This window comes from uncultured Aureimonas sp. (assembly GCF_913775355.1).
GTDB lineage: Bacteria > Pseudomonadota > Alphaproteobacteria > Rhizobiales > Rhizobiaceae > Aureimonas.
On sequence record NZ_CAJYIU010000283.1, the window covers coordinates 1 to 3,971 of the forward strand.

Annotated in this window: 3 protein-coding genes; all 3 read left to right on the plus strand. The window is 68.9% G+C overall.

Annotation, left to right across the window (positions count from 1 at the left end):
• Positions 1 to 1,705, plus strand: a 1,705-nt coding sequence (locus QZ753_RS17045; protein WP_294645347.1) for a 3-hydroxyacyl-CoA dehydrogenase NAD-binding domain-containing protein, incomplete at its 5' end; no start/stop codon positions are given.
• A 79-nt stretch (positions 1,706 to 1,784) separates the two neighbouring features.
• Complete coding sequence (locus tag QZ753_RS17050) at positions 1,785 to 3,557, plus strand: acyl-CoA dehydrogenase (RefSeq protein ID WP_294645349.1); 1,773 nt, start codon at positions 1,785 to 1,787, stop codon at positions 3,555 to 3,557.
• 8 nt (positions 3,558 to 3,565) lie between these two features.
• The coding region (locus QZ753_RS17055; RefSeq protein ID WP_294645351.1) for an enoyl-CoA hydratase-related protein at positions 3,566 to 3,971 on the plus strand (406 nt) is incomplete at its 3' end.

The window sequence follows — 3,971 nt, forward strand, 5'->3', positions numbered from 1 at the left end:
CCTCGGGGCCGGGCTGGAGATCGCGCTCGCCTGTCGCTTCCGTATCGCGGTGTCCGACGCGTCGCTCGGCTTCCCGGAGGTCATGCTCGGCCTTCATCCGGGGCTCGGCGGAACGTTCCGCTCGCTCCCGGTGGCCGATCCGCTGGAAGCGATGACGATGATGCTGACGGGCAAGAGCGCGACCGCGCGATGCGCGCGGCGGATCGGATTGGTCGATGCCGTGGTGGAAGAGCGCCACGTTCTCAACGCTGTGCGCGCGGCGGTTAGCGGCGAGCTGCATCCGGCCGGCGCCGGCTGGAAGGGCAAGGCCTTCGCGCTGCGTCCGGCCCGGAGCCTCGCTGCCCGGCGCATGCGTGCAGAAGCCGCGAAGGCGGCACGACCGGAGAACTACCCGGCCCCGTTCCGGCTGATCGATCTCTGGGAAGCCCACGGCGGCAGCGCGGATCGCATGCGCGCGGCCGAACTCGAAAGCTTCTGGCAGCTCATCGAGACGCCGACCTCGAGCAACCTCGTCCGCGTCTTCTTCCTGCGCGAGGCGATGCGCGGCCTGAAGGACGGCCCATCCGAGATTCGACGTGTCCACGTCATCGGTGCGGGCGCGATGGGCGGCGACATCGCGGCCTGGGCAGCGCGGGAAGGCTTCCGTGTCTCCCTGTCCGATATCGATGCGAAGCCGATCGGCGAAGCGCTGCGCAAGGCGGCGTCGATGCTGGAGAAGACGCTGAAGGACAAGCTCACGGTTCGCGACGCGCTGGACCGGCTGGTGCCCGATCCAGTCGGCTTCGGCATCGCCGGCGCCGATCTCGTGATCGAGGCGGCCCCGGAGCGGCTGGACCTCAAGCAATCGATCCTGCGGGATGCCGAGGCGCGGATGAAGCCCGGCGCCATCCTTGCCACCAACACGTCGGCACTGCCGCTGCCCGACCTCGCCGCTGGGCTCGCCGATCCGTCGCGGTTCGTCGGCCTGCACTTCTTCAATCCCGTATCGCGGATGCGGCTGGTCGAGGTGGTCCGGCACGATGGTCTCTCGCCCGAGACGCTGCGGCGCGCGACGAGCTTCGTCGCGGAGATTTCGCGCCTGCCGGCGCCGGTGAGGCCCAGCGCCGGCTTCCTCGTTAACCGCGCGCTGACCCCCTACATCGCCGAGGCGATCCTCCTGATGGGCGAGGGCATTCCGAAAGAGCGGATCGACGCACGCGCCGAAGCCTTCGGCATGCCGATGGGGCCGATCGAACTCGCCGATCGCGTCGGGCTCGACATCGCAGTCGAGGTTGCACAGACGCTGGCCGAGCGGCTCGGCATGCCGCTGCCGGAAATGCCGGGCTGGCTCCACCAAATGGTGCGCGAAGGTCGGCTCGGTGTGAAGACGGGTGCGGGGCTCTACGACTACGACACGGACGGCAAGCCGAAGAAGATCCACCCGGATGCCCTGCCGGACGGCTCGGCCGACGATCCCGACCTCGAGGATCGGCTGATCCTGCCGATGGTCAACACCGTCGTAGCGTGCCTGCGCGAAGGCGTGGTGGAGAGCGAGGAGATCGCCGATGGCGCGATGGTCTTCGGCACAGGGTTCGCCCCGTTCCGCGGCGGACCGATCCGATATGCGCGCGAGCGCGGTGTCGACACCGTGATCGCGCGGCTGCGTGAGCTCGAAATGGCGCATGGGCCACGGTTCCGGCCGGACGCCGGTTGGGACCGTCTCTGACGCGACCGTTTGAAACTTTGACGTTCACGTCAAAGTCCGGTAGCCATAAGCGAAGCTTTGGCGTTCGGGAGGAAGACGGATGTATCGGGCACCGGTGGGCGAGATCGGCTTCACGCTTCGGCATGTGGCGGGGCTCGAGGAGGCGATGGCGCGAGGCGCAACGGGCGACCTGACGCCCGATCTCCTTAATGCGATCCTGGACGAGGCCGGACGGTTCGCCGATAGCGAGATCGCCCCGATGGCCGCAGGAGGCGACAAGACCGGCGCTGTCTGGCGCGACGGCGCGGTGACCATGCCGCCGGGCTGGCGCGACCTCTATCACCGCTGGATCGACGGCGGCTGGAACGGCTTGACCGGTCCGGTAGATCATGGCGGGCAGGGCCTGCCGACCTCCCTGTCGGCCGCGATTTACGAGATGTGGAACGGCGCGTCGATGGCCTTCGGCATCGGGCCGACCCTGACGCTCGGCGCGGTCGACGCGCTGGAGGCGCACGGCACGGATGCGCTCCGTGCGACCTATCTCGACAAGCTCGTGTCCGGCGAATGGATGGGCACGATGAACCTCACCGAGCCGCAGGCTGGCTCGGACCTCTCGGCGTTGCGCACGCGGGCCGAGCGGCGGGACGACGGCACCTATCGCATCTTCGGCTCGAAGATCTTCATCACCTTCGGCGAGCACGACCTGACCGACAATATCGTGCACCTCGTCCTCGCGCGGTTGCCCGACGCCCCGGCGGGCGTGAAGGGCATCTCGCTGTTCCTGGTGCCGAAGCGCCTCGTCAACGCGGACGGCTCGCTCGGGGCCCGCAACGACGTGTTCTGCCAGTCGATCGAGCACAAGCTCGGCATCCATGCGTCGCCGACCTGCACGATGGTCTATGGCGACGGCATCGGCGAGACGGGCGAGGCGGGTGCCGTCGGCTGGCTCGTCGGCGAGGAGAACAAGGGTCTCGCCTGCATGTTCACCATGATGAACTCGGCGCGTCTCTATGTCGGGATCCAGGGGCTCGGCGTCGCGCAGGCCGCGTTCCAGAAGGCGCTGGACTTCGCCCGCGAGCGCAGGCAGGGCCGCTCCGCCGTTGCCTGCGCGACGGACATGGCGCCGATTGTCGAGCACGCCGACGTCGCGCGCATGCTTCTTACGATGAAGGCGCTCGTCGCCTCGGCGCGGGCGATCGCCTATTCCTGCGGTCATGCTATCGACCGGTCGCGGCAGGACGGCGAGGACAGTCGCTTCTGGGCGGAGCGCGCGAGCCTTCTGACGCCGATGGCCAAGAGCTTCCCCACCGATGTCGGCGTCGAGGTCGCTTCGCTCGGCATCCAGGTGCACGGCGGCATGGGTTTCGTGGAGGAGACCGGCGCCGCGCGCCTCCTGCGCGACGCACGTATCGCGCCGATCTACGAGGGCACCAACGGCATCCAGGCGATCGACCTCGTGACGCGCAAGCTGCCGCTGTCCGGCGGCGAAACGGTGCGCGCCTACATCGCGGAGCTCGAGGAGATCGTGACGAGCGTCGAGCAGAGCAACCGGCCGGACTTCGGCCGTTCGGCGGAGCGCCTGCGCGCCGCCATTGCCGCTTTGCGCGAGACGACCGAGCGTCTCCTCGAATGGATGTCGCGGGGCGAAACCGGCGCGGCGCTGGCCGGCGCCACCGCCTACCAGCGTCTGTTCTCTTTGACGGCCGGCAACTGCTATCTCGCCAAGGGCGCGCTGGCCGACGCCGACACCCCATCGCGCGCGGCATTGGCCCGTTTCATGGCGGAGACGCTGCTGCCTGACGTCCACGCCCTGTCGGCCGAGGTGATGGACGGCGGCGAAAGCCTGCGCGCCGCCACCGCGGCCCTGAACTGAGGACCGACATGAGCCAGCACATCCGCGTCGAGACCCGCGACGGCGTCTGCCGCATCCGCATCGACCGCGCCGAGAAGAAGAATGCGCTCGACCGGGCGATGTACCGCGCGCTGGACGAAGCCCTCCAACGCGCCGATGCCGATCCGTCCGTCGGCTGCATCCTCTTCTGCGGTTCGCCGGGCGCTTTTTGCGCCGGCAACGATATCGCCGACTTCGTAGCCTTCGCCGGGTCCGACCGCCCGATGGGCGAGCTGATGGATTTCCTCCACACGCTGGCCGGTGTCGGAAAGCCGATGATCGCGGCGGTCGACGGGCTGGCGATCGGGATCGGGACGACGCTGCTCCTCCACTGCGACCTCGTCTACGCCACGCCGCGCTCGCTCTTCCGCACGCCCTTCTCCGATCTCGGCATCG

Bases quoted from the DNA above. Each gene is read 5' to 3' on its own strand.
- QZ753_RS17050 (WP_294645349.1), top strand. From the start codon at position 1,785: ATGTATCGGGCACCGGTGGGCGAGATCGGCTTCACGCTTCGGCATGTG.